This is a genomic window from Streptomyces sp. NPDC044002, assembly GCF_056434525.1.
Window position 1 is genome coordinate 5,052 of sequence record NZ_JBWKEZ010000018.1, and the last position, 21,093, is coordinate 26,144.

25 protein-coding genes are annotated in these 21,093 nt (G+C 72.3%); 7 read left to right on the forward strand and 18 right to left on the reverse strand.

The window, feature by feature from the left end; genetic code table 11:
- Positions 1-142: 142 nt before the first annotated feature.
- The 3 genes from AC07A6_RS15925 to AC07A6_RS15935 all read right to left on the reverse strand — a co-directional run bounded on the left by AC07A6_RS15925 (position 143) and on the right by AC07A6_RS15935 (position 4,030).
- Positions 143-1,549, reverse strand: coding sequence for a hypothetical protein (locus AC07A6_RS15925; RefSeq protein ID WP_478777455.1), 1,407 nt, complete (start codon positions 1,547-1,549; stop codon positions 143-145).
- Between the two features lie 438 nt (positions 1,550-1,987).
- The gene (locus AC07A6_RS15930; protein WP_478777456.1) at positions 1,988-2,626 is read right to left on the reverse strand and encodes a hypothetical protein; all 639 of its coding nucleotides are present in this window, start codon (positions 2,624-2,626) and stop codon (positions 1,988-1,990) included.
- A gap of 96 nt (positions 2,627-2,722) precedes the next feature.
- Positions 2,723-4,030, reverse strand: coding sequence for a DNA polymerase III subunit beta family protein (locus tag AC07A6_RS15935; RefSeq protein WP_478777457.1), 1,308 nt, complete (start codon positions 4,028-4,030; stop codon positions 2,723-2,725).
- A 231-nt stretch (positions 4,031-4,261) separates the two neighbouring features.
- Here AC07A6_RS15935 and AC07A6_RS15940 point away from each other — a divergent pair, with 231 nt between their 5' ends.
- Positions 4,262-4,705 carry a hypothetical protein gene (locus AC07A6_RS15940; RefSeq protein WP_478777458.1) on the forward strand — a complete coding sequence of 148 codons (444 nt, stop codon included), beginning with the start codon at positions 4,262-4,264 and terminating at the stop codon, positions 4,703-4,705.
- Positions 4,706-5,083: 378 nt separating this feature from the next.
- Here AC07A6_RS15940 and AC07A6_RS15945 read toward each other — a convergent pair whose 3' ends face one another.
- Positions 5,084-5,287, reverse strand: coding sequence for a hypothetical protein (locus AC07A6_RS15945; RefSeq protein ID WP_470594467.1), 204 nt, complete (start codon positions 5,285-5,287; stop codon positions 5,084-5,086).
- 319 nt (positions 5,288-5,606) lie between these two features.
- Here AC07A6_RS15945 and AC07A6_RS15950 point away from each other — a divergent pair, with 319 nt between their 5' ends.
- Positions 5,607-6,458, forward strand: a complete 852-nt coding sequence (locus AC07A6_RS15950) for a hypothetical protein (protein WP_478777459.1) — start codon at positions 5,607-5,609, stop codon at positions 6,456-6,458.
- A gap of 102 nt (positions 6,459-6,560) precedes the next feature.
- Positions 6,561-7,118 carry a hypothetical protein gene (locus tag AC07A6_RS15955; RefSeq protein WP_478777460.1) on the forward strand — a complete coding sequence of 186 codons (558 nt, stop codon included), beginning with the start codon at positions 6,561-6,563 and terminating at the stop codon, positions 7,116-7,118.
- A gap of 72 nt (positions 7,119-7,190) precedes the next feature.
- Here the strand turns inward: AC07A6_RS15955 and AC07A6_RS15960 are convergent, their stop codons facing one another.
- The gene (locus AC07A6_RS15960; RefSeq protein ID WP_478777461.1) at positions 7,191-7,652 is read right to left on the reverse strand and encodes a hypothetical protein; all 462 of its coding nucleotides are present in this window, start codon (positions 7,650-7,652) and stop codon (positions 7,191-7,193) included.
- Positions 7,653-7,831: 179 nt separating this feature from the next.
- Positions 7,832-8,521 (reverse strand): transcriptional repressor LexA, encoded by a 690-nt coding sequence (gene lexA, locus AC07A6_RS15965; protein ID WP_478777462.1) that lies wholly within the window; start codon positions 8,519-8,521, stop codon positions 7,832-7,834.
- 186 nt (positions 8,522-8,707) lie between these two features.
- Here lexA and AC07A6_RS15970 point away from each other — a divergent pair, with 186 nt between their 5' ends.
- Both AC07A6_RS15970 and ku read left to right on the forward strand, forming a co-directional pair.
- Positions 8,708-8,926, forward strand: coding sequence for a hypothetical protein (locus AC07A6_RS15970; protein ID WP_478777463.1), 219 nt, complete (start codon positions 8,708-8,710; stop codon positions 8,924-8,926).
- Between the two features lie 136 nt (positions 8,927-9,062).
- The gene (gene ku, locus AC07A6_RS15975; RefSeq protein WP_478777464.1) at positions 9,063-10,088 is read left to right on the forward strand and encodes a non-homologous end joining protein Ku; all 1,026 of its coding nucleotides are present in this window, start codon (positions 9,063-9,065) and stop codon (positions 10,086-10,088) included.
- A gap of 38 nt (positions 10,089-10,126) precedes the next feature.
- On the opposite strand, the gene AC07A6_RS15980 is transcribed toward ku, so the two are convergent.
- The 4 genes from AC07A6_RS15980 to AC07A6_RS15995 form a co-directional block, all read right to left on the reverse strand.
- Positions 10,127-10,276: a hypothetical protein gene (locus AC07A6_RS15980; protein ID WP_478777465.1), complete on the reverse strand. Its 150-nt coding sequence runs from the start codon at positions 10,274-10,276 to the stop codon at positions 10,127-10,129.
- 159 nt (positions 10,277-10,435) lie between these two features.
- Entirely contained in the window at positions 10,436-10,612 is a 177-nt protein-coding gene (locus AC07A6_RS15985; protein ID WP_478777466.1) for a hypothetical protein, read from the reverse strand.
- Between the two features lie 270 nt (positions 10,613-10,882).
- The gene (locus AC07A6_RS15990) at positions 10,883-11,140 is read right to left on the reverse strand and encodes a hypothetical protein (protein ID WP_469528308.1); all 258 of its coding nucleotides are present in this window, start codon (positions 11,138-11,140) and stop codon (positions 10,883-10,885) included.
- An 82-nt stretch (positions 11,141-11,222) separates the two neighbouring features.
- The gene (locus tag AC07A6_RS15995; RefSeq protein WP_478777467.1) at positions 11,223-12,383 is read right to left on the reverse strand and encodes a hypothetical protein; all 1,161 of its coding nucleotides are present in this window, start codon (positions 12,381-12,383) and stop codon (positions 11,223-11,225) included.
- 288 nt (positions 12,384-12,671) lie between these two features.
- Here AC07A6_RS15995 and AC07A6_RS16000 point away from each other — a divergent pair, with 288 nt between their 5' ends.
- Both AC07A6_RS16000 and AC07A6_RS16005 read left to right on the forward strand, forming a co-directional pair.
- Positions 12,672-13,031, forward strand: a complete 360-nt coding sequence (locus AC07A6_RS16000; RefSeq protein WP_478777468.1) for a hypothetical protein — start codon at positions 12,672-12,674, stop codon at positions 13,029-13,031.
- A 45-nt stretch (positions 13,032-13,076) separates the two neighbouring features.
- Positions 13,077-14,069, forward strand: coding sequence for a phosphotransferase family protein (locus tag AC07A6_RS16005; RefSeq protein WP_478777469.1), 993 nt, complete (start codon positions 13,077-13,079; stop codon positions 14,067-14,069).
- A gap of 42 nt (positions 14,070-14,111) precedes the next feature.
- Here the strand turns inward: AC07A6_RS16005 and AC07A6_RS16010 are convergent, their stop codons facing one another.
- Genes AC07A6_RS16010 through AC07A6_RS16045 form a run of 8 tightly spaced genes read right to left on the reverse strand, consistent with a single transcriptional unit; the run spans position 14,112 to position 21,013 of the window.
- Positions 14,112-14,759, reverse strand: coding sequence for an L-threonylcarbamoyladenylate synthase (locus AC07A6_RS16010; protein WP_478777470.1), 648 nt, complete (start codon positions 14,757-14,759; stop codon positions 14,112-14,114).
- 17 nt (positions 14,760-14,776) lie between these two features.
- Positions 14,777-15,517, reverse strand: a complete 741-nt coding sequence (locus AC07A6_RS16015; protein ID WP_478777471.1) for a phytanoyl-CoA dioxygenase family protein — start codon at positions 15,515-15,517, stop codon at positions 14,777-14,779.
- Positions 15,508-16,296, reverse strand: coding sequence for a creatininase family protein (locus AC07A6_RS16020; RefSeq protein ID WP_478777472.1), 789 nt, complete (start codon positions 16,294-16,296; stop codon positions 15,508-15,510). The genes AC07A6_RS16015 and AC07A6_RS16020 overlap by 10 nt, the downstream gene beginning before the upstream one ends.
- Entirely contained in the window at positions 16,293-17,081 is a 789-nt protein-coding gene (locus AC07A6_RS16025; RefSeq protein WP_478777473.1) for a class I SAM-dependent methyltransferase, read from the reverse strand. The genes AC07A6_RS16020 and AC07A6_RS16025 overlap by 4 nt, the downstream gene beginning before the upstream one ends.
- Complete coding sequence (locus AC07A6_RS16030) at positions 17,078-17,749, reverse strand: HAD family hydrolase (RefSeq protein ID WP_478777474.1); 672 nt, start codon at positions 17,747-17,749, stop codon at positions 17,078-17,080. The genes AC07A6_RS16025 and AC07A6_RS16030 overlap by 4 nt, the downstream gene beginning before the upstream one ends.
- Positions 17,746-18,189 (reverse strand): hypothetical protein, encoded by a 444-nt coding sequence (locus AC07A6_RS16035; protein WP_478777475.1) that lies wholly within the window; start codon positions 18,187-18,189, stop codon positions 17,746-17,748. The genes AC07A6_RS16030 and AC07A6_RS16035 overlap by 4 nt, the downstream gene beginning before the upstream one ends.
- On the reverse strand, positions 18,183-19,199 hold the full coding sequence (locus AC07A6_RS16040) for an enolase C-terminal domain-like protein (RefSeq protein ID WP_478777476.1): 1,017 nt from the start codon (positions 19,197-19,199) through the stop codon (positions 18,183-18,185). Before AC07A6_RS16040 ends, AC07A6_RS16035 begins: the two co-directional genes overlap by 7 nt.
- Entirely contained in the window at positions 19,184-21,013 is a 1,830-nt protein-coding gene (locus AC07A6_RS16045; RefSeq protein WP_478777477.1) for a phosphoketolase family protein, read from the reverse strand. The genes AC07A6_RS16040 and AC07A6_RS16045 overlap by 16 nt, the downstream gene beginning before the upstream one ends.
- Positions 21,014-21,093 lie beyond the last annotated feature (80 nt).

The window sequence follows — 21,093 nt, forward strand, 5'->3', positions numbered from 1 at the left end:
AGGTAGGGTGGGGGAGGGAGGAGTAGCACCCTCCCTCCTGGGGGAGGGGGGGGGGGGGGGGGGGGCGGGGGGGGGCGGGGGGGGCCCCCCCCCCCCCCCCCCCCGCTGCCTGATCAGCTCATCATGGGCACCCGCTCTCGGTTCACTCGGATACGGCACCTGCCGCGACAGCCGTTCGGCGCCGGGCCAGATCCGCGCACCGGATTCCGCCGCCCGGGTGCCACTCCAGCACCGGCTCGGCGGACGTACCGTGCTCCTGGCACCAGTTGACCGGGACGACGCCGCCGCAGTCGTGGCGCTGGCAGGCGCAGGCCTCCCCCGGTCCCGCGTACGCCAGCCCGTGGCGAACCACTCCGCCCGCCTGCCGGTCCGAGGCGGCGCCCCGGAGGGCGGCCGGCCACGCCAGGGTCACCTTCAGCCCGCCCGATCCGGTCCGGAACCGGTCGATCACCCGCACCTCGCCGGGTACCGCCAGTGGATCCGCACCCGGCGCGGTCAGCCTGCGCAGCGATCCTCCGAGCGTTCCGGCCGTCAGCGCGGCCAGCGCGTCGGCGTCGGCGTCAGTGGTCCAGCCCGACAGCTGATCCTCCTCCTCGGCGTTGTCCGCCAGGAGCAGCCGCGGGCCGTCGAGGCGGAGCCTGATCGGGCCTTCGGCGCCGTCCAGGAGCAGCATGGCCGGCGGGACCTGGGAAGGGATCTCGATCTTGTCGTGGTCGAGGAGCCAGGTGGCCACCGCGCGGCGGTCGAACTGCGGGTGCACGTCCGTCCCGCTCACCGGGTCCGGGAAGTCGGCGTGCCTCCGGCGCCAGTTCACCACCGCCGCGCGACCCACCCGGGCGATCCGCGCCACCTCCGCCAGCAGCACCACGTCCCGCCCCGGGGTGACCGGCGCCAGGCCCGCGAGCGGCGAGCGGCGGCCCGCGGCCACGGTGCGCAGCGCCTCCCAGTCGACTCCGGGCCGCAGGACGGGGAGCAGGGCGAGATCGACCCCCGAGTACAGGGGGACCGTGGTCCAGCCGCCGTGGGACTTGTAGTCGATCGTCACGGAGGTCACCGGGGAGATCCATCCGAGTCGGACGACCTGGTCGTAATCGACGCGGCGCACCCCAAGCCGGACCGCGGCCTGGTCCGGGCCCAGGGGGACGTGGCGGTCGAGCAGCGCAGGCAGGTCGCGGCGTCGGGCGAGGGCGGCCAGCTGGTCCGGGTGGACGTCGGGGCACGCCGCGTCCCCTCCGAGCCAGATCAGCAGGCCGGCCTTCACCAGGTGGCCGACCGCTGCGGCCGTGACCCGGGGCCGGCACCGCGGCAGCGGGTCGCCCAGGGCCTCGGTCAGCCGGTCCGCCGCCTGCCCTGCGCCCATCGGCCCGCGCAGGGCGGCGCGGACGCCTTCCGCGTCCGCTGCGTCGACCGTTGCCCGCGACCACTGCCCCGGCCCCGCGTCCGCCGGCGGGACCAGTCCGGACCCTGCCGCCCACCGCCAGGCGGCGATCGGGACTCCGAGCCTCCCGGCTGCCGCCTGCTCGTCGTAGAACTCGCGCTGCTTGCCCATCACGAACTCCTCTCCGGGCTCCGTCTGGAGCCACGCCCGAAAGATTGCGAAAGATCCCATTTGCTGTCAATGGCCCATGTTTGACTGGCAGTTGTGGGTGCACCGCCAGATACCCGCCCGTGTACGCGAGGGATGAATTCACTCCTGTGGGTGAAGCCGGAGCCGGTCGGACAGGCCGGAGAGCGCCGGCTCGGTGCGGCATGTTCCGGGCCGACGCCGCCCTTGGCGGCGGTCTCGCCCGCAGGCCTGGGTCCCGGGTCCTGGGCGGCCCGTACGGCGGACGATGGAAGTGCGCCGGCTATCGCGGACGGGGCGCCGTCCCGGCCGCCTGCGGGCCGCCGGTCCGTGCTGGACGCGCCCCGGTCCGGGGGCCCGTCCCGCGGTGGACCGCGACGAGTCCTTCCACGGGCAGGGGCCTGGGCCGCGTCGGGTGGAGCGTCAGGGCTGGGGCGTCGCCCCTCCGGTCTCGGGCCAGATGTCCCAGGGCCAGAGCCCGCCGATCGCGTAGCGACCCTGGGCGTCCGGAGTGACGCTCTCGGCGCCGGGCTCGTCCCGGTAGGCCGCGTCCCAGGTGAACGTGAGCGTGCCGTCGTACTCGAACGCAGCGGTGAGACCGCAGTTGTCCCGGTGCAGGTCTTCGACGATGCGCTGCGCGGTCTCGCCGGTGAACAGGTAGGCGCCGTACGGGGATCGCGACGCCGTGGTGGGTTGTCCGGGGTAGGGCCCGTACTGCGTTCCGTCGACCGTCAGGAGTTCAAGGGGCGCGGCGGGGGCGGGCGCTTGGGGGGTTGGGCTCGGTCCGGCGTCACCCGTGTCTTCGGCGGGCAGACCGGCCGGAGCGGGCACGACCGTCACGCTGTGGGCCGGGACCGCGTAGCGGGTGCGGCCGGTTCCTCCGGTCTCGCGCGGACGGGAGGTTCGAAGGACGTCGACGGTGATCCGTCCGGTGGGGTGGAAGCTGTGGACGACGCCTTCCACCATCTCGGTCGAGTGGGCGCTGCGGCCCCACTTCCGGGGGAAGAGGACGTGGGCGTGGTGCGTGATCGGGGTTCCTCGCCAGTCGAGCATCAAGGCCATGGGGGTACCTCCTGTGGGTGTGTTCGGGTCGGCGGGGTGCCACTCCCCGCCGGGGGCGGGGGTGGGGCTGCGCGCCCCACCCCCGCGGTTGTTCGATCAGGAGAGGCGGACGGGCATCAACAGGTGCCTGTAGCCCTGGCCAGCCATTTCGGGGCCCTCGGTGAAGAGTGCGGGCTTGCCGACCTGTCCGTCCTTCATCTCGCCCAGGTGCAGGGTGAGGGTGTCGCCGGTGAACGTGCCGAGCACGTCCAGCAGGAAGCTCGGCTTGAAGGCGCCGCGGCCACCGCGCAGACCTTCGCCGGTGCCGTGGGTGGTGGCCGTCGGGATGGGCATGCCCTTGGTACGGGCATCCCCTTCGGCCGTGTCCAGCAGAGGGGCGAGCGTGAGGTTGCCGTCGGTGTCCCAGGCCAAGATGACGGGGACGTCCTTGAGACCCTTGGCGGCCAGGACTCCCTGGGCCTTCTTGACGGCGCGGACGGTCGTGGCGCGGTCGAGCCGGACCGACGTCTCGCACGCCTTGGGGAACAACTTCCCGTACTTGGGGAGACTGCCGTCCAGTGAGCGCATCGTGATGGTGATGGCGCCCAGCGACAGCGTGGCGCGGGCGGTGGGCAGGATGACCATGGGCTCCCCTTCGGCGCGATCGGCGGTGAGGAGTCCGATGCCCACGGGGCCTTCGTGCGTCTTCAGCCGCTTGGCCAGGGCGGAGAGGGTGGCGGCCGGGATGAGCACGGTCAGCGGCTTCTCCGGCGGCTGCACGGTGGCGGCGACGGGGACCTCCGCGACGGCGAAGCGGTAGCGGTCCGTGGCGGCCATGGTGAGCGTCTCCTTGTCCAGCGTGACCTGGATGCAGGTGAGCACGGGCAGCGTGTCGTCGGTCCCCGCCGTGGGCAGTACGCGGTTGAGCTGGGCGAGGAAGGCACGCGCGTCCATGGTGGCCATGGCAGGCACGGCCTCCAGCGGCTGGGTGTACGAGTGGATGTCGTGCGTGGTGATGGGCACCGTCAGGTGCTCGGTGGCCAGCAGGTCTCCGGCGAGCGAGACGCGGGTCTGGGCGGCCACCGCCTTCGTCTCCCCGGCGACCATGGCCGCGAGCGTCTTCTTCAGCTCCGGGAAGTCGAGGAGCGAGGAGCCCTTCCCGGCGGGTGTGGCGGCCGGGACCGTGACCGACACCGCGGTGTCGAAGTCGTAGGAGCTGAAGACGACGCGGTTGCCGCCGGTCTCGACCAGCACTCCGCGCTGCGCGGGCGGCTGCGCCTTCGGGGCAATTCCGAATTCAGCGAAATTCAGAGCGTCGATGATCTCCGCGTGGATTCCCGCGAAGTTAGCGGTCGGCTTTACGGGCTCCTTTTCCTCCTTCTTTGCTGCCGTGGTGGTAGCGACCTGCGTTTCGGACGTGGTCATGGCTCTCCCTGGAGAGTGAGATGCGGATTCGGCTTGTTGACCGGCTGCCACCGCCGACCAACAAGACAACTATACCATGCATCGCTCACAATCAGGGCTGGTCAGACCCTTCAACCGGCTCAATCTGCAGCGGAATCGGGGGAGGCGAGCAGCCGCCGGTCCGTTCCCGGACGCGGGGAGCCGGCGGCCCCCGTGGCCGCGCCCACGGCGCCGGTGCGTCGTTGGACAGGTATGACCACCAGCACGGAGCAGATCGCCGGCGAAACGGCCGCCCTGGACCTGATGCGCGGATACCTCGCCGCGGACCCGGAAGCCATCGCGGCCGCTGCGGCGGCGGGCACCGCGTGCCCGACCACCGCCGCCTACATGCGCCAGCAGACCTCGGGGTTGCTGACCGAGGCCGTCCTCGCCGACCCCGGCTTCTCCCCGTACCGCCGCGCGGTGATGGGGCCCGCGGGCATCGAATGGCTGGAGAGCGTGCCCATGGAGTCGGCCGTCGCCGAGGCGGTCCTAGCACTGGCAGGCGACGGCGCAGCACCGCGCCTCCCTCTGGACGACGCGCGGCTGTCCACCGTCTTCGCTCTCTCCGCCGTCGCCCGCTGCGTGGCCGTGTACGGCCGGGAAGGGACCATGCAGCACCTGGACCGCATCCGGTCCGTGGTCGCCGGACCCTGAGTTGGCGTCCTGGTCCGACGGACCGCTGCTGTACGGCCGGCCGCCTTCCTGTCGTGTCGGGACGGGGATTGGCGCGCCTGCCGGGACGATGCAGGTATGAGACTTGCCCGCTGTGCTGACAGCTGCGCCCCGGGAGACGGACGCACCGCGTCCAGGACGATCTGCGTCCAGTGCTTCAACAATCTCTGCGAGCGTTGCCGGACAAACCCGGTGGAGAAGTACGGCGACTTCTGCGACACGTGCCCTCCTTGGCCGGACGAGGACCGCGACACGTTGAAGTGCGGCCACTTCGAACACGGCGACTGCGACTTCGAGTGCACCATCCCCTAGACCGTGCGAGGGCCGCGCCTCCGAGAGAGCGGACCAGTTCGGGCGGGGCTAGACCCGCTTGTCCAGGTCCTCTGCGGTGAGCGCGCCGGCCACGGTGAGCTGGAAGTGTGCCTCGCCCTTGTCGGTGTCCACGTAGAGTTCGAAGCCGTCCAGCTCGTCCTGGAGCGCGTGCAGCAGCTCGGCAACCGGGACCGGGGCACCCTCCTGTCGTTCGAGTTCCACAACGAGCGTGTACGCGGTCTTCCTGGGCATGGGAAAGTCTCCTCACAGAGTGGGCGGCGGGGGATATCCATGAGCCTGCCGGGCGCTAATGCGCTGGTCAAACGCCTGCGTGCAACGTCGAGAAGCTAACTCCGCGCTTTCTGTCAGGCTTTCCCTCACGATCGTCTCCGCTTGCCAGCCGCGCAGCGCGGCTGTCGCCCTCCGGTGCACCGTTCTCCCGCCGACGGCCCGGATCTCGCTTCGGATCACGGTTGTGCAAAAGGTCGCCGGGGCGTGCCGGGGTGACCAGTCCGACCGTGCTGGTCAGGTCAGCACGCCGTCGACCGGTCGAAGGGGTACATGTACCGGTGTGACTCGACTCCAGTGGCCGCGGATCGTGGCCCGTGCTGCCGACATCGTCACCGGCTACGACGAGGTCGGCGGCTGCACCCTCCGACAGGCGTACTACCGGCTCGTGGTCGAGGGGTTGATCCCGCACACCGCGCCGACGTACCGCCGCCTGTCCGCCCGCCTCGCCCAGGCCCGACGCGAGGAGCGGTTCCCCGACCTCATCGACCCGCTCCGCGTGGTCCACGTTCCACCGGCCTGGCCCGACGCTGGCACATTCCTGCGAGAGGCCCCCGACTGGTTCGCCCTGGACCGGACCGCCGGCCAGGCGACCGCCGTATACGTGGCCTGCGAAAAGGACACCTTGCGAGCGCAGCTCACGGGCTGGCTCGCGCGCCCGGGCGTCCCCGTGCTCGTCGTCCGCGGATTCGGCAGCCAGAGCTACGCCCACGTGGTGCGCGAGCGTACGGCCCGCGACGAAAGGCCGGCCGTGCTGCTCTACGTCGGCGACTTCGACGCGTCGGGCGCCGACATCGAACGGGACTGGGTGGCCCGCACCGCCTGCTGGAGCCACGCCGAGCGCGTGCTGCTCACCCTCGACCAGGTCCGCGAGTACGACCTGCCGGCGGCCGCGGGGAAGGCCGGCGACCCGCGCTGGGCCGGATTCGCCGACCGCTACGGGCTCGACGTCGGCCACCCGGTCCAGTGGGAGGTCGAGGCGCTGGACCCCGCCGAGCTCCAGCGCCTGGTCCTCGCCGCGGTCGCCCCTCACGTCGATCAGGCCGTGCTCAACGCCTGCATCGCGGAAGAGGAGCGGCAGCGAGAGGGGCTAAGGGCGTTCACCGCGGGCTGGCCCCGCCGACCCGGTGGCTGACGGCCCGGCGAGACAGAACGGCCCCAACTCGGCCTCCGCGGCTCCGATACGGGAACCGACCGGGCGCAGTGGATCTTGCCCGCTTGCTGAAGGATGGTGTTCATGAGGAACACCAAAGCCTTCAAGGAAGCGGTCGCGGAGACGCTGGCCCAGCTGGCCCACCGCGGGGTGACGGTCCGCCCGGGTACGGTCGCCGACACCATCGAGCAGAACATCCGCGCCGTAGCCACCCAGCTCGGGATCCAGGAGCGTTCCGCCTGGCAGTACTTCGACCCGGCCGGCCTCGCGGCCAGCATCGCCCAGCAGCGACAGGGCGCCGAGGACGGCAGCGCGTCCGGCCAGGTGGGACGTGCGCCGATGCCGCCGGTCGACAACCCGGAGCTCGCGCTGATCCTCGGAGGCGTGCCCGATGCCCTGGAGGAGAGCGGCGGCGACCTTTACAGCGTCATCGTCAACGTGGCCGTCAACGCCTGGATGGCCGGCCACATCCACGGCGAGGACGGCTGCACCGGCTGCCAGAACAAGCGGCCCACCGGCACCGACTGGCAGGCCCGGATGGACACCATCACCGCCATGCAGCCCGACATCACGAAGTGGTTCGACCGGGAGGTCTGGACAGCCGCCCTCAACGACACCGGCTACGGCGTCACCCGAAGCTGACCCCGCCTTGCCCATCCATCGGCCGCGGAGCAGGCGCCGCTTCGCGGGCCCGGCGGTCGCGCCGTTCCGAGATCAGCCGCGCGCCCGGTTCGGGCGATGCGGACGGTGGGGGCGGCGACGGCCAGGTGAGGGGTCGGGAGCAGCTTCTGGTGAGGAGAACCCGCCCGGCACCGCGGTGCGCGGCGCCGGCTGCTCCACGGAGGGAGCGGCCGGGGCGGGGACGGCTGGCTTCGCCGTAGCCAGGATGGTGATGTGCGGGATGTTGCGGGCGCAGGTCTGGCAGACCTCGGCCAGGGTCCAGACCTGGCCGACGGCCGGGTTGTGGACGAGGACCAGCAGACTGCTGCCGGAGCAGTGGACGCGGGCTTCGTGGAGGGCACAGTGGGCGCTGCCGCAGCTGCAGGCCGCGTTGGGGCGGGCGCCGGCGAGACGGCCGTGGGCCTTGATGTGCTCGGCGGCGAAGCGGCGCATGCTCGCGGCGTCCTTCGAGCGGGGCGGCATCCGGCACGCGGCGGTGCTGCACGTGACGGACACAGTGTGATCGGGGTGGCCGGTGAGGCGGACTGTCCAGGTCCGTCCCGGCACGCGTGCTCCGGGCATCAGGGTCAAGTCGGGGTCCCGTCGTTGGGCTGGTACGCGTCGGCGTTGTGCCGGGCTCGTGCAGGGGACGCCGTGCCGAGGGGGACGTCCCATGGGCGGCGGGGCGCTCTGGTTCAGAGCGCGCGCAGGACGGCGACTACCTTGCCGAGGATAACGGCCTCGTCTCCGGGGATCGGCTCGTACGCCGCGTTGTGCGGCAGGAGCCAGACATGACTGTTCTCCAAACGTAGCCGTTTGACCGTGGCCTCGCCGTCCAGCATGGCCGCGACGATGTCGCCGTGGTCAGCGGTGTCCTGGCGGCGGACGGTGACGATGTCGCCGTCGCAGATGGCGGCCTCGATCATGCTGTCGCCGACCACCGTCAGCGCGAACAGCTGGCCCTCGCCGACCAGGTGCCGCGGCATCGGCAGCACGTCTTCGACGAGCTCCTCGGCGAGGGTCGGCGTGCCGGCCGCGATGCGGCCGACGAGCGGGACCTGGACGGCTTCCGGCGTCATGCCAGCCGGGGAGTCGGGGAGGTCGGCGTGCTGGTCACTGCGAACGCGGTAGGCGCGCGGACGGTGCGAGTCCCGGTAGAGGAAGCCCTTCCGCTCCAGGGCCATCAGCTGGTGTGCGACGGAGGAGGTGCTGCGCAGGCGGACGCCCTCGCCGATCTCCCTCATCGAGGGCGGGTAGCCCTTGCGAGCGACGGTCTGCTCGATAAAGGCGACGATGGCCGCCTGCCGGGCGGTGAGTCCGTCCGGGCCCGGGCGGGTGACACCGGGCGGGCGCCCGGGGCGGGCTTCGGATTCGATGACGTGCATGTGGTGCTCCCCCCTGAAGGGATCTTGCGTGCAGGGACAGTAACCCGCATACCGCCCGCGACGGAACATCTTTTCGATAACAGGGCGTGCCGGTGTCGCAGCGGGTGGTGAGGGAGCTGGGCGACGGCGGCCGCCCAGGTTCTCGCGCAGCTTGCAGCAGGGGCGCGGACCGCTCATGATCCGCATGTGCCGTTCCACGTCAGGCTGCGCTTCGGGCCGCCCTCCTCCCCCGCCGTCACCGGCACCTGGGACAGCGAAGCGACCGCCGAGCGGAAGTTCCGGGGGTTCATCGGCCGCTACGGCAGCCAAGCCGAGGTGCGCATCGAGCTGGTCGAGGACGGGCCCCAGGGCGAGCACACCGTGCGCTCCTGGACACGGGAGCGCGGCGAGGTGGAAGGGGCCTGACAACCCCGGTGAGGGCTTCCCCGTCCCGCCGGAGGGGGGTCGGCGTCTCGGGGCCAGGGCCGGCGTTGCCGGTGGGGGTGAGGGGGCGCAGGGTGGATAGACGCCCTGGTGTACCTCGTGAAGGGTGGTGCGGGCGATGGCCAGACCGGTGTGGACGGGGGTCTTGGCGTTCGGGCTCGTCAGCCTGCCGGTGGGTCTCTACACGGCGACCGACAGCCACACGATCCGCTTCCACCAGCTGCAGCGCGGGACCGCGGACCGGATCCGCAACCGTCGCGTGAACGAGCGCACCGGCGACGAGGTGGACCTCGCGGACATCGTGAAGGGCTACGACACCGGAGCCGAGTACGTGATCGTCGAGCCGCAGGAGCTCGATGAGATCGCTCCCGGCCGGTCGCGGTCGATCGATGTCGCCGGCTTCGTCGACCTGGACACCGTCGACCCGGTCTTCTTCGACAAGACGTACTTCCTCGGGCCCCGGGGATCCCAGTACGGGAAGGTGTACGCCCTCCTGGAGCGTGCCCTGGCCGAGTCGAACAAGGCCGGCATCGCCACCTTCGTGATGCGCGGGCGGGAGTACCTGGTCGCCCTGAAGGCGGAGGAGGCGGAGGGCCTCCTGACGCTCCACACGCTGCACTGGGCCGACGAGCTGCGCGATCCGCACGCCGAGGTGCCCGACCTGCCGGGGAAGGTCGAGGCCACGGCGGCGGAGGTGAAGATGGCCATGCAGCTGATCGACGCCCTGGCCATGGAGTGGGAGCCGGAGGCCTTCCACGACTCCTTCCGCGAGAAGGTCGAGGCCCTGGTGCAGGCGAAGGCCTCCGGCGAGACGGTGGAGAAGGCCGAGCCGGCGGCGGAGCCGACCGGTGCCGTCGACCTCATGGAGGCCCTGCGTGCCAGCGTCGAGCGGGCCAGAAGCCCCAAGGACACCGGCGAGAAGGCCGCCTCACCCGGCTCCCGGGCGGCGGGCGGGAAGAAGGCGCCGGCCGCGAAGAAGCGGGCGCGCTCCACACCGGCCAAGGGCCGGGAGCTGATGGCGCTGACGAAGGCGGAGCTGTACGAGAAGGCGGCCGCGGCCGGTATCCCGGGCCGCTCGTCGATGAACCACGACCAGCTCGCCGACGCCCTCGCCCGCACCGGCCGCGACCGGCGCAAGGCCTGACCGCCGCGTGGTGGGAGGTCTGACAGGCGCAGCCGTGCTCAGGCCACCGTGACGCGCAGGACGTACGGCTCGCCCGTACTGATCGCCTGTGCCTGTTCCGGCACCCGCTGGTAGGGGGCTCCGTACGTGCTCGCGCTGTCGGCCAGCAGGCGGTCAAGGTGCTTCCGCTCGATGCTGATCTCGCCCATGGCCCGCTCCTTCGGTGCCCCGTTCGGTCCGGACCCTCGCCATCGACGCTACGAGGCAGGACTGACACCGCACACCCCACGCTGTACCGACACCAGCAGCCCTCCGTCAGCAGAACGGCGCGCCTCCCCGAAAGGCAGACGTCAGTACGCAGAAAGGCACTACGGCCTGACTCCCTTCATGGACCGCTGCCACGGCTTGGAGCTGCCCGCCAGGTCGGCTGGGCGGATCTTGCCCGGGTTGCTACTGGCTTCCCACCGCTCGCGCAGTCCGACCGGGACGAGGATTGGCGACATCTCATCCTCCGACCCGTACTTGGGGTAGTCGTACGTCCTCATGCGGCCCTGATGGAGCGCGCTTCCGTACGAGTGGATGGTCTCCCGGGGAAGCCCCAGCGGTCCCCGCACCGGCAGCCCCTTACGTTCCGCCCACCGCCGGATGGCGTCCTCCTCGACCTCGGTCACAAGGGGGGATCGCTTCGGCTCCGGCGGGGTCGTCATGGTGTCGAGTCTAGGGAGGACTCCGCACCAGCTGCAGTGAGTTGGGCAGACATTAGTCATCAAAGCGGGGAACGCTCGGCTGAGTTCAGGGCGCGGGCACGGTCGTGGTCAGGCCACCGTGACACGCAGGACGTACGGCTCGCCCGTACTGATCGCCTGCGCCTGTTCCCGGAGGTCCGTGTCCGTGAAGCCGAGCAGCGCATCGTCGGCGGCCCGGCGCAGCAACGGGAGGATCTCGGCGGCGGGCCGGCCTCGGTGCGCTGCGGCGAGCTCGGCGAAGGCCCGCTGGTAGGGGGCTCCGTACGTGCTCGCGCTGTCGGCCAGCAGGTGGTCAAGGTGCTGTCGCTCGATGCTGATCTCGCCCATGGCCCGCTCCTTCGGTCCTCCGGGGTCCCGTCCGGTCCGGGGCCTCGTCTTCGACGCTACGAGGCCGGTCTGACATCGCCCCCTACCCGGCAAGGGGCGCGTCCCGGCCGATGAGGTCCTGGAGCTGCTCTCGGACGGGTGGCGGCAGCAGCCCCTCGGTGGCGAGGAGGTGCCACTGGCAGCCTGGAATGCGTTGGTCGAGCCGGTGGAACTCCCCGAACTGGTAGAGCAGCACCAGGGCGTCGAGGGCGTGCTGGACGGGGGGCCGGTCGCGCTCCTTCAGGGTGCTGAGCACGGCCAGGCCGGCCATCGCGTAGCGGCCGTTCATCCACTCCAGGGCCGCCTCGCCCAGCTGCCCGGCGGCGAGTTCCTCCTCGACCCGGCCGCACAGGTCCAGGGCCCACTGCCGTACGCCCTCGGCCGTCTTCCACGCTCGCGCCAGGTCCTGGAGCGGAGCGGTGGCGGCCAGGTCGCGCAGATGGTCGCGGGCATCGCGCACCGGGCCGAGAGCCAGATGGTTGTCCTCGGTGAGGACCGCGTCGGCGAACTCGGGAACGTCGTTGCGGGTGGTCTCGACCAGGGACGCGATCGGGTTGGCCGTCGCGGTGGGGTTCATCGCGCGCAGCAGGTCGCCAATGTCGTCCAGAGACATCGTCCCGTTGATGGCCGCGGCGGCGGCGGCCAGTGCGGCGTCCTTGGGTGTGGCGGTCGGCATGCCGGGGTTCTTGTCGAGGGCCGTGAGCTCGGGCGGAGGCCAGGTGTGTCCGGCGGCGCGGGCGAGGCGGGCGATTCCTTCGTCGATCCGCCGGGCCCGGGCGGGGACCAGGGTCACGGTCAGGCCGGCGTCGGCGATGTGGTCGGCGAGGTCGTCGAGCCGTTGGTCCGGGTCGGTGTCCGGGTCGTCGTCGCCGGGGACGGTGAGGGTGTCCACCGCGGCGGTGAAGGCGGCCCGTACCGTCTGCTCCGGCACGGGCAGCTCTTCGTCGAACAGGAGCAGTGCCACGTCGGCCGGGCGCTTGCCTCGGCCGGCGTGACGGGCAAGGCCGAGGACGAGGTCGAAGCTCTCGGGCGCCGGGGTGGAAGTGCTGCCCTTGCCCCGTCCCAGGCCTCCGCCGGGGACATTGCCGGGCAGCAGGCGGCGGCTCCTCCAGCCCTCCAGCATCTTCGCGGTCACGGTGAAGCCGTGGCGGTGCGCGTGGTCGATCAGCAGCTGATCGGCCGCGCTCGGGGTGTCAGTGGACATGCCAGGGAAGGTACCGACGCCTCTCAGGGCTATGACCGAGCTTTCACCTCATCCGGTGACTCCCCGCGGAATTGAAGCCAAAGGGCTACCCCATGACGTAGCGGTGGCGCCCCGTTAGAGCCCCCCTACCTCCGCCGGGTCACCTCGGAGCTCGTCCGCTCAAATGGCGTGGAGCTGAAGGGGGTTGCGTGGCTAACCCCCCGAACCCGCACTGTGCCGCCCAGGACGCGACGTCAGTGCGCGGCTCTTCATGCTCCGCCCGTCATCACACAGAGACAGGACACCACCATGCTCACCGACGTGCTCACCGGCTGGACCGCAGAGACCCTGGGCGGCCTCACGCTGCTGGCGGGAGCCACAGCCTGGGGCTGGATCCGCCGACGCCGGAACCAGGCCAGCCCCGCCGCGGCCCCGGCCATCACGGCCAGCGAGGCCGTGCGGCCGGTTCGCACCTACACCCTGCTCGGAGCCCGGGCCGCCGACGGCCAGCCCGTCCACCTGCCCAGCAGCCGCCCCGCCGGCATCCGGGTCACCTGGACCGGCCCCGCAGGCAAGACGGAGCAGTTCGAGTTGACCGACGCCATGCTGCCGGACGGCACCTACGCGGCGGAGCGCGTATCGGCGTACCCGGAGCCCGGCACCCTGTGACTGGAGTTCATTAAGACGAGTCCTCACCGGCCGGAAGGAAGTCCCGTGGAATTCCACGTCATCGAGCGGTCCGCCAACGCCTTTCAGCAGGGTCTGACCGAGCGCCAGATCCTGGCGGTCATCCGACGCGCCTTCGGCCCGAGCGCCGAAGTACGTTCCGCGAGGGAGCTGGGCGGCGGGATGTACAACACCACCTACCGCATCGACCTCACCGAATGCGGGGAGCCGGTCGTCCTGCGGGTGGCCCCCGAAGCGGGCCGCCAGTTCCACTCCGAGCGGGAGTTGATGCGCGCGGAGTACGCGTCGGTGCCGTGGCTCGCTCCGATCGCCGATCTAATGCCGCGGGTCCTGGCGGTCGACTTCACCCAGGCCGTCATCAGCCGGGACTGGATGATCCAGTCCTTCCTGCCCGGCACCCCGGCGCCGGAACTCCTCAGGTCCTACCCGAAGGAGACGCACGGGGCGTTCTTCCGGCAGATGGGGGAGATCACGGCGGCCGTCCACGCGGTCTCCGGGCCCTGGTTCGGTCCGGTCACCGGTCCCGGGCACGCTCGTTGGAGCGAGGCCGTCGTCACGACCTTGCACCTGATCGCCGAGGACGTGGAGAGCTGCGGCCTGGACGCGGCCGACCTCCGCAAGGCCGCCGACGCCGCCCAGGCCGGCGCGGAGGTCCTGGACGAGGTTGCGGTGCCGCGGCTGCTGACCGGGGACCTTTGGACGGTGAACACCATGCTCGCGGCCGCCCCGGTCCCCACGATCTGCGGTGTCCTGGACATGGACCGCACCTGGTGGGGGGATCCGGAGGCGGACTGGACGATGCGGATGGCCCGGGCCAAGCAGGACTCCCGCCTGGCGTTCTTCGACTCCTACCGCCGCACGGCCGAGACCGAGGCCGGCGCGTGGCGGCGGCACGTGTACGAGGTGCGCCACCTCGGGGCGCTGCGTCTGGAGCGGCACCGGCTCGGCAACGAAGCTGGCGTCCGGGATTCCTATCCGCTGGTGGCTGCGGAGTTGTCGGCGCTCACGTCCGGTCGGTGACGGGTGCCCCCCTGCCTGGGAGGCGCCCGTCGGGTAGTGCGGTCACGGAGTTGGTAGGGCCCTGCCGAGGGCGGAGGCGACGGCCCGCGGGTGCACGAGGCCGGCGCGGACGAGGTGGGTCTGGTCGTCGGCGCAGTCGACGATGGTGAGGTGGTTGGCCGCCGGGCAGACGCCGCCGTCCATGACGACGGCGTCGAGGTCGGCGTCGGTGAGGAACTCTTCGACCTCGGCGAGGGTGATGGCTGGACCTCGGTCGTCAGGCCCGGCGTCGCCGGAGACGTTGACGGTGGTGGCCGCGAGCAGTCCGGGGACCGCTCGGGCGAGGGCGCCCAGGGGGCCGGGGGCGTGGGTGGTCAGGGCGGGTGAGCCGACGACGGTGTAGCGGGCGGCGTCGGCCGGTTCGCGCCAGGACAGGAACAAGGCGAGGTCGCCGGGCCAGAACGCGGCGGCCAGGCGCTCGGCGTCGGGGGTGAAGTGCAGCAGGTCGCGGGCCCGGTCCTGGTCGGGGACGACGAGGGCGAGGGGCTTGTTCTTGGGCCGCTGCTTGCCTTCGAGTATGGCCTTGTAGGCGTCGGGGTTGGCGGCGTCGGCGCAGATCATGTACCAGCGGGCGGTGGGGACGACGACGAGGCGTCCGGCCTCGATGGCGGCTGCGGCGGTGTCGATGTCGGTTGTCGGGATGATCTGCACGGTGGTGTCCTTCCCGGTCAGGGGGTCAGGGTGGGGTAGTCGAGCCAGGGGTCGCGCAGTGCGTCGAGGCGCCGGCTGGCGTGCTGGGTGTGGGAGACGCGGAAGTAGGCCATGAGCCGGGGCGTGGTGGTGTGGTTGGTGCCGACGGCGTGCGGGACCAGGTGGTGCATGAAGAGGACGTCGCCGACGTCGGCGAGGAGCGGTTCGCCGTCGGTGGTGTCGATGTCCGGGGGGACTTGGTCGGTGATGCCGCGGGCCCATGCGGTGGCGAACCAGTCGGACATGGTCAGGTGTCCGCCGGGGACGTAGTGGAGCGCGCCGGCGTCGGGGCGGGTGATCGGGGAGAGGACGACGCCGACCAGGAGGGAGAAGGTGCGCAGTTCGGCGGGGTCGAGGTGGGGGCAGCCGACGCCGTCCACGTGCATCGTCTTCTCCGGCTGGACGGCGGCCGGCGGGGCGGTGGGGATGCGGATCTGGACCTGGGTGGTGGTGACCGGGGCCGGGTCGGTCAGGAGGCCTCGGGCGATGTCGGCGGCTCCGGTGGCGGTGTAGAGGTCGAGGAGGGCCGGGTGCCGGCCGTGTTCGGGAGCGAAGGTGCGCTGGGTGTACTCGGTCAGCCGGTCGGGGTCGTAGTCCTTGGCGTACCAGGTGGTGATGAGATCGCGGGCAGGGCCGGTGTGGACGGTTGTGGCAAGGCCGGGGCGGACGAACATGCCGTCGCGCCGGAACCGGGCGCGCTCGTCGTCGGTCACGAGCATCGACTCTTCCTTCCGGTGAGGGCTTCCAGAGCGGGTACAGCGGCGGCCACGGCCTCGTCCAGGAGGCGGGCGCCGAGGGCCGGGGTTGCGGTGCGTGGGTCGTTGCCGATGACCCCGGCGGCGGCGATGCGCGGGTCCCCGGAGGTCCAGGGCCAGGTCACGCCCCGGTCGGTGACCTGGCGGCGGATCTCGTCGGCGTCCTGCGGCGGGTGGTCGGCGAGCTGGTCGAGGTGGACCGTGTCGGGTGCGAGGTGGAGCATGAGTGCGGTCTCGTGGAGGCCGGCGTGTATTTCGGGCCGGTCGCCGGCGGGGAGGTGGGCCAGGGCCAGGGGGTGCAGGACGCACACGCTGATGTCGTGGGCGTGGCCCAGTTCGTAGACGAGGGCGGACAGGACGCCGCGGTTTCCGCCGTGCCCGTTGACCAGGACCAGGTGGCGGGCGCCCGCTGCCCGCATGTGTTGGGCGGTGAGGGTATGCAGGAGGGAGATGAACTCGGTGATGGTCAACGACAGGGTGCCGGGAGCCCAGGCGTGCTCGGGGGCTATGCCGTACGGGACGGCCGGGAGCTGCCACAGGTCGAAGGCCTCGCCGTGCGCGGCGACCAGCTGCCGGGTGAACTCCTCGGCGATGACGGTGTCGGTGGCGAGCGGTAAGTGGGGGCCGTGCTGCTCGGTGGAGCCCACGGGCAGGCACAGCACAGAGGCGGTCTGCACGTGGGCGGGGAGGGCGGCGGCGGTCAGCCGGTCGAGCCGGCGGTGACCGCCGCCGGGGCCGGTCATGCGGCGCGCCGTCCGACGCGGACGAGGAACTCGTTGCTCTCGTGGAAGGTGTCGTCCTCGGAGAACCCGCGCAGCGTCTTCTGCACGGCGGTCTCGAACTCCTCCAGCCGGTCGCCGAAGAGGGCGGGGGCGGCGAAGCTGGTGGAGTAGAGGTAGCCGAGGATGCCCGCGGTGTTCCAGGTGCGGGCGACCGGGACGGTGAACTCCTCGACCCGGTTGAACGGCGACTCCTCCATGATCTCGCTGTAGGGGCGGTTGTGGTGCTGGAAGGTCCCGCCACCGGCACGGCGTTCCTCGCCGAGGAAGTCCTTGATGACCTGCTTGACGGCGGCCTTCCAGTCGCTCTCGGCGGCCCAGAAGCTGCGGTCGGCGAACACGGCCACCGCGCCGCCCTCGGCGACCTGGGAGTCCAGCAGGGCCAGGACGCCGGCCTGGTCGAGCCAGTGGAAGGCTCGGCAGATCGTGACCAGGTCTGCCTTCCAGTCGGCCGGCGGGCGGAAGTCTTCGGCGGTGGAGGTGACCAGGGACAGCGTGGTGCCCTGCGGGACCTTGGGACGGAGCGCCGCTTCGGCGGTGGCGATCATGTCGGGGTCGTTGTCGCAGGCGATGACGTCGGTGAAGTACGGCATGAGGGCTTCGGCGACGAGCCCGGTGCCGGTGCCGACGTCCAGCAGGCGGCGCGGCCGGCGGTCGGGCGCATAGGTGGCGAGGCGGGTGGCGAGGTCGTCGGGGATGCCGGGGCGGTACTGGCGGTAGTAGCTGGAGGTTCCGGTGAACAGGCTCATGACGTGGTCCCTTCGGGGTTGTTGAGGGTGCGGATGAGGGTGGCCGCGTCGGCGAGGGTGGCGGCCACGTGGACATGCTGCCGCCCGAAGGTGGGCGGTGTGTCGGGAATGGGCCGGTCTTTGGAGATCCACACCGGGACGGCGCCGGCGTCGAGGGCGCCCAGGACGTCACAGGTCCAGTCGTCGCCGATGTGAATCATGCCGGCCGGTGCCACGCCGTGGTGTTCGGCGACGGTGAGGAAGGCGCGGGGGTCGGGCTTGGCGTAGCCGAGGGTGCAGGACGGGAACAGGCCGGTGACCCAGGGCGCGAGGCGTTGACGAAGGCCCTCGGTGTCGGCGTCCACACAGGTGACGTTGGACAGGGTGACCACCGGCGCGATCCTGGCCAGGTCGCGCAGGGCGTCGAGGGCGTACGGGTACAGGGTGAGCGGCGCGGCGGGCAGGTCGCGGGGGAAGTCGGCCGGCTCGATGCCGAGGGCGTCGGCGAGTTCGGCGGCCAGGGCGTCGGTGATGGCGGGCTGGGTGTGCAGGCGGCCGCGCATGACGGCGCGCGCCTGGTCGGCGGGCAGGGGGGAGGCGGCGGTGAGCTGCATGGTCAGGCCGGGGCCGTCGGCTTCGCCAATGGTGCCGCCGACGTCCACGCTGATGAGCTTGACGGGCTGGGTCACTCGGGGTCTCCTTCGAGGGTGGGCAGGCCGGTGACGATCGCGGTCAGGCGGTCGGTGCGGATGGCGGGGGTGGTGGCTTCGCCGAGGAAGGTCAGGGCGTAGCGCAGTTCGGCGTCGTCCAGGGCGTCGAGGTCGCGCCCGGCCGTGGAGGCGGCGGTGCGCAGGTCGTCGGGGATCTCGCGGGGCCGCTGGCCGTGGCGCAGTTGGAGCGTGGCCGACCACTGCTCGGGCAGGTCGTGGGGGAGCGGCTGGGTGGGCTGGAGGGTGGTGCTGTGGTCGAGGGTGGTGATCCGCACCGGGATGTCGTGGCCGTCCAGGGTGAGGGTGCCGGTCAGGAAGGTGTCGTGTCCTTCCAGACGGTCCTCAAGCACCAGGAGCGGGCCGGTGGTGGCCGGGGCGGTGCGGCCGCGTACGGGCAGGGTGCGGGGCGGGTTCAGCATGGTGCGCTCCTCGGGGTGGCGCCCAGGCCGGCGACGGTGGGCAGGGTGAGGTGTCCGCGGTCGGGTTCGACGGGGTGGGCGTAGAGGTTCTGGCGGCCGGGTTCCCACTGGAGGCGGTACTCAGCGGCCAGGACCCTGTCCGGGCGGGCGGCGGCAAGGTGCAGGCCGGGCATCAGGGAGCGGCCGTGCGGGAAGACGGGGGTGGTGGTGCGGGCCAGAATCCGGCGAGCGACGGTGAGCCCGCCGCAGCCGACGACGTCGAGGGTGAGCGCGGCCGGCCGGATCCAGGCGAGGAGAGCAGGCGCGTCGTCGGTCAGGGTGAGGCGCTCCCCCACCGCGAGCGGCAGGGTGCGCAGCGGCTCATAGGCGCGGGGGGCGTCGGTGGGAACCGGATCCTCCAGCCAGACCAGCGCCGCCGGGTCGGCGGCCGCGGCGAACTCGGCCGCGAGGGCCGGCGGCCAGGTGCCGACGGCGTCGACCGCGACGGGCTCGGCTGTCGCGGCGGCGTGCAGAAGGTCGGCAAGCGCTCCCCCGCTGATGCCCGGGCGGTCGCGCAGGCCCCACTTCGTGAAGGCCCAGCCCTGCGCGCTGACCTCGGCAATCAGGTTCGCAGTGCCGGGGTGGGCAAGGTCGCGGGTCAGCCAGGACGAGTACGCCGTGATCCGGTGCCGCAGCGGCTCGTCAGTCAGCAGCGCGGCGGTCGGGCAGCCTTCGGCCCGGGCATGGAGGTCCCAGGCCGCGCAGTCCAGGGCGCCGACCGCCCATGATCCCGCCCGGGAGCGAGGCGCAGATCGGGCCAGGCGGTCCTGGAGGCCTTCGTGGTTGGTCGCGTCGGCGCCGACGAGGACGGGCGCCAGGCTGCGGACCGCGCGGGCGACGGGCTCGGCGAGGGGCCCGTACCAGCCGGCCGCCCGGCCGGAGCGGACTGCGACGAAGACGGTGTCGTCGCCCGGCCCGGCGTGGTCGGCGAGATCGGCGAAGTCGAAGGAGTCGATCACCAGGTGTCGCATCGGGACCTCGCCTTCAGGACGCGCCCGGCGGCAGCGAGGAGGCCTTCGGCGGTCATGCCGGCCTCGGCCGCGGTGTCTTGCTGGGATCGGGGGCCGTCGGTCTCCTGCCAGCCGATCACCTCGATCGGCCGGGCGTGCCGGCCCTTCAGGAGGGACCAGATCGCGGCCGGGTGTCCGAGGGTGACGACCACCAGCGGCGCGTCCTGGCCGAGCATGTCGTCCAGTTCGTCGGCGCGCAGTCCGGCGGGCCACACGGCGGGGTCGCCGAGCACGGTCAGGTCGAGGACGGACACCACCCGCACCGCGACGCCCAGCTCTGCCCGGATGCGGGGCAGCGCTTCGGCGGTGACTGCGGCGGGAAGGTCTCCGCACACCACCACGGTCAAGGCCGGCGGCTGGGCGTCGGACAGGTGCGGCCAGAGGGCCGCCCCGCGATGCAGCTCCTCTCGGAGCGTGTCGGCGGGTACCGGCGGCTGCGGGTGCTTGCCCGCGACGATCACGTTGAGCTGGCCCGTGCTGGTGAAGGCGTCGTCCAGGACGGCGGCCAGGCGGGCCGGGTCGGCCGGCGTCAGCACGCGTACGGCCGGGTCCTCCAGCGCGAGGAGCGTCGTGGTCAGCGAGGGGTCGCCGTGGGTGTAGGTGTTGTGCCAGCCGTAGGAGGTCAGGAGCAGGTTGAAGCTCGGCCGCGGGCAGGCGCCGGGCATGCGCTGCTGCTTGAGCAGGGAGACGATCCCGGTGGCCAGGAGCGGGGCGAAGGCTTCGTAGGAGATGAGGACCCCGCGGCCGCCGGCCGCGTTGAAGCCGGCGAGCTGCTCGCCCAGGACCTCCTCGGCAAGGACCTCGGTGGTCCACGGTTGTCCGGCCAGTTCGGAGAGGCGGTTGGAGGCGAGCTCGTCCGGGCTGAAGACCCGGAAGTCCCCGGCGCGGGCATGGGCGCGGATCACGGTGGCGACCGCGTCGGCGAACGAGAGGGGCTGCTGCTGGCGAGTGGTGGCGCGCGGCGCCGGAGTAGGGCGGGGTGCTTTCAGGCAGGGCCACGAGGCTGCGGCAAGGGCAGCCGCGAGGCTCGGGCCCGGATGGCCGTCGTCGGTGAACAGCTCCTCGGGCCGGTACGAGGCCAGCCACGCCTCTAGCGCGTACGTCTGGTTGGAGTCGGTGGCGGCCCGGGTGAGCGGGGTCTTGTGGGCGCGGGCGGTGCCGAGGACCTGCTGCCCGCTGACGGCGGCGGGCCCGCTCCAGCCTTTGACGCACCGCATGAACAGAACCGTGCGGCGTCCGGCCAGGGTGTCAGCGACGCCCTGGGTCAGCTCGGCGTGGAAGGCCTCGTGGCCGTCGTCCGGAACGGTGACGGTGCGGGCGTGCCAGCCGAGTCCGGCCGCGTACGCGGTCAGGGCCCGCCCGTCGAGGGCGGCGAGGAGGCTGGGGGCGCCCATGCGGAAGCCGTTGAGGTGGACGACCGGCAGGACCGGGGTGCCGGGCAGGGCGTGGGCGGCGAGCCAGGCCGCGGCGGTGGTCGGGGTCTCGCACTCGCCGTCGCCGAGGACCGGCACGATCACCCGGCCGGGGCCCGATGCCAGGGCGGCGCCCTGGGCGAAGGGGAGGCAGCCGCCGAGACGGCCGCCGAGGAAGTCCCCGGCGGGCAGGGCCGGGGTGACCTCGGAGCCGAGGCCGGCCACCTCGGGGAAGGACCGGCACAGGCCCACCAGCCCCTGCTCGTCGCGGGTGAACTGGGGCCGGGCAGCCGCAAGGTGGCCGCTGAGCCAGCCCGCGGCGCTCTGCACCACTCCGGCGTGGCCGGCGCCCAGCAGCGGCACCAGCGCGGTGCCGTCGACGTCTCCGGTGCCGGACAGCAGGGGGGGGGGGGGGGGGGGGGGGAGCGCCCCCCCCCCCCCCC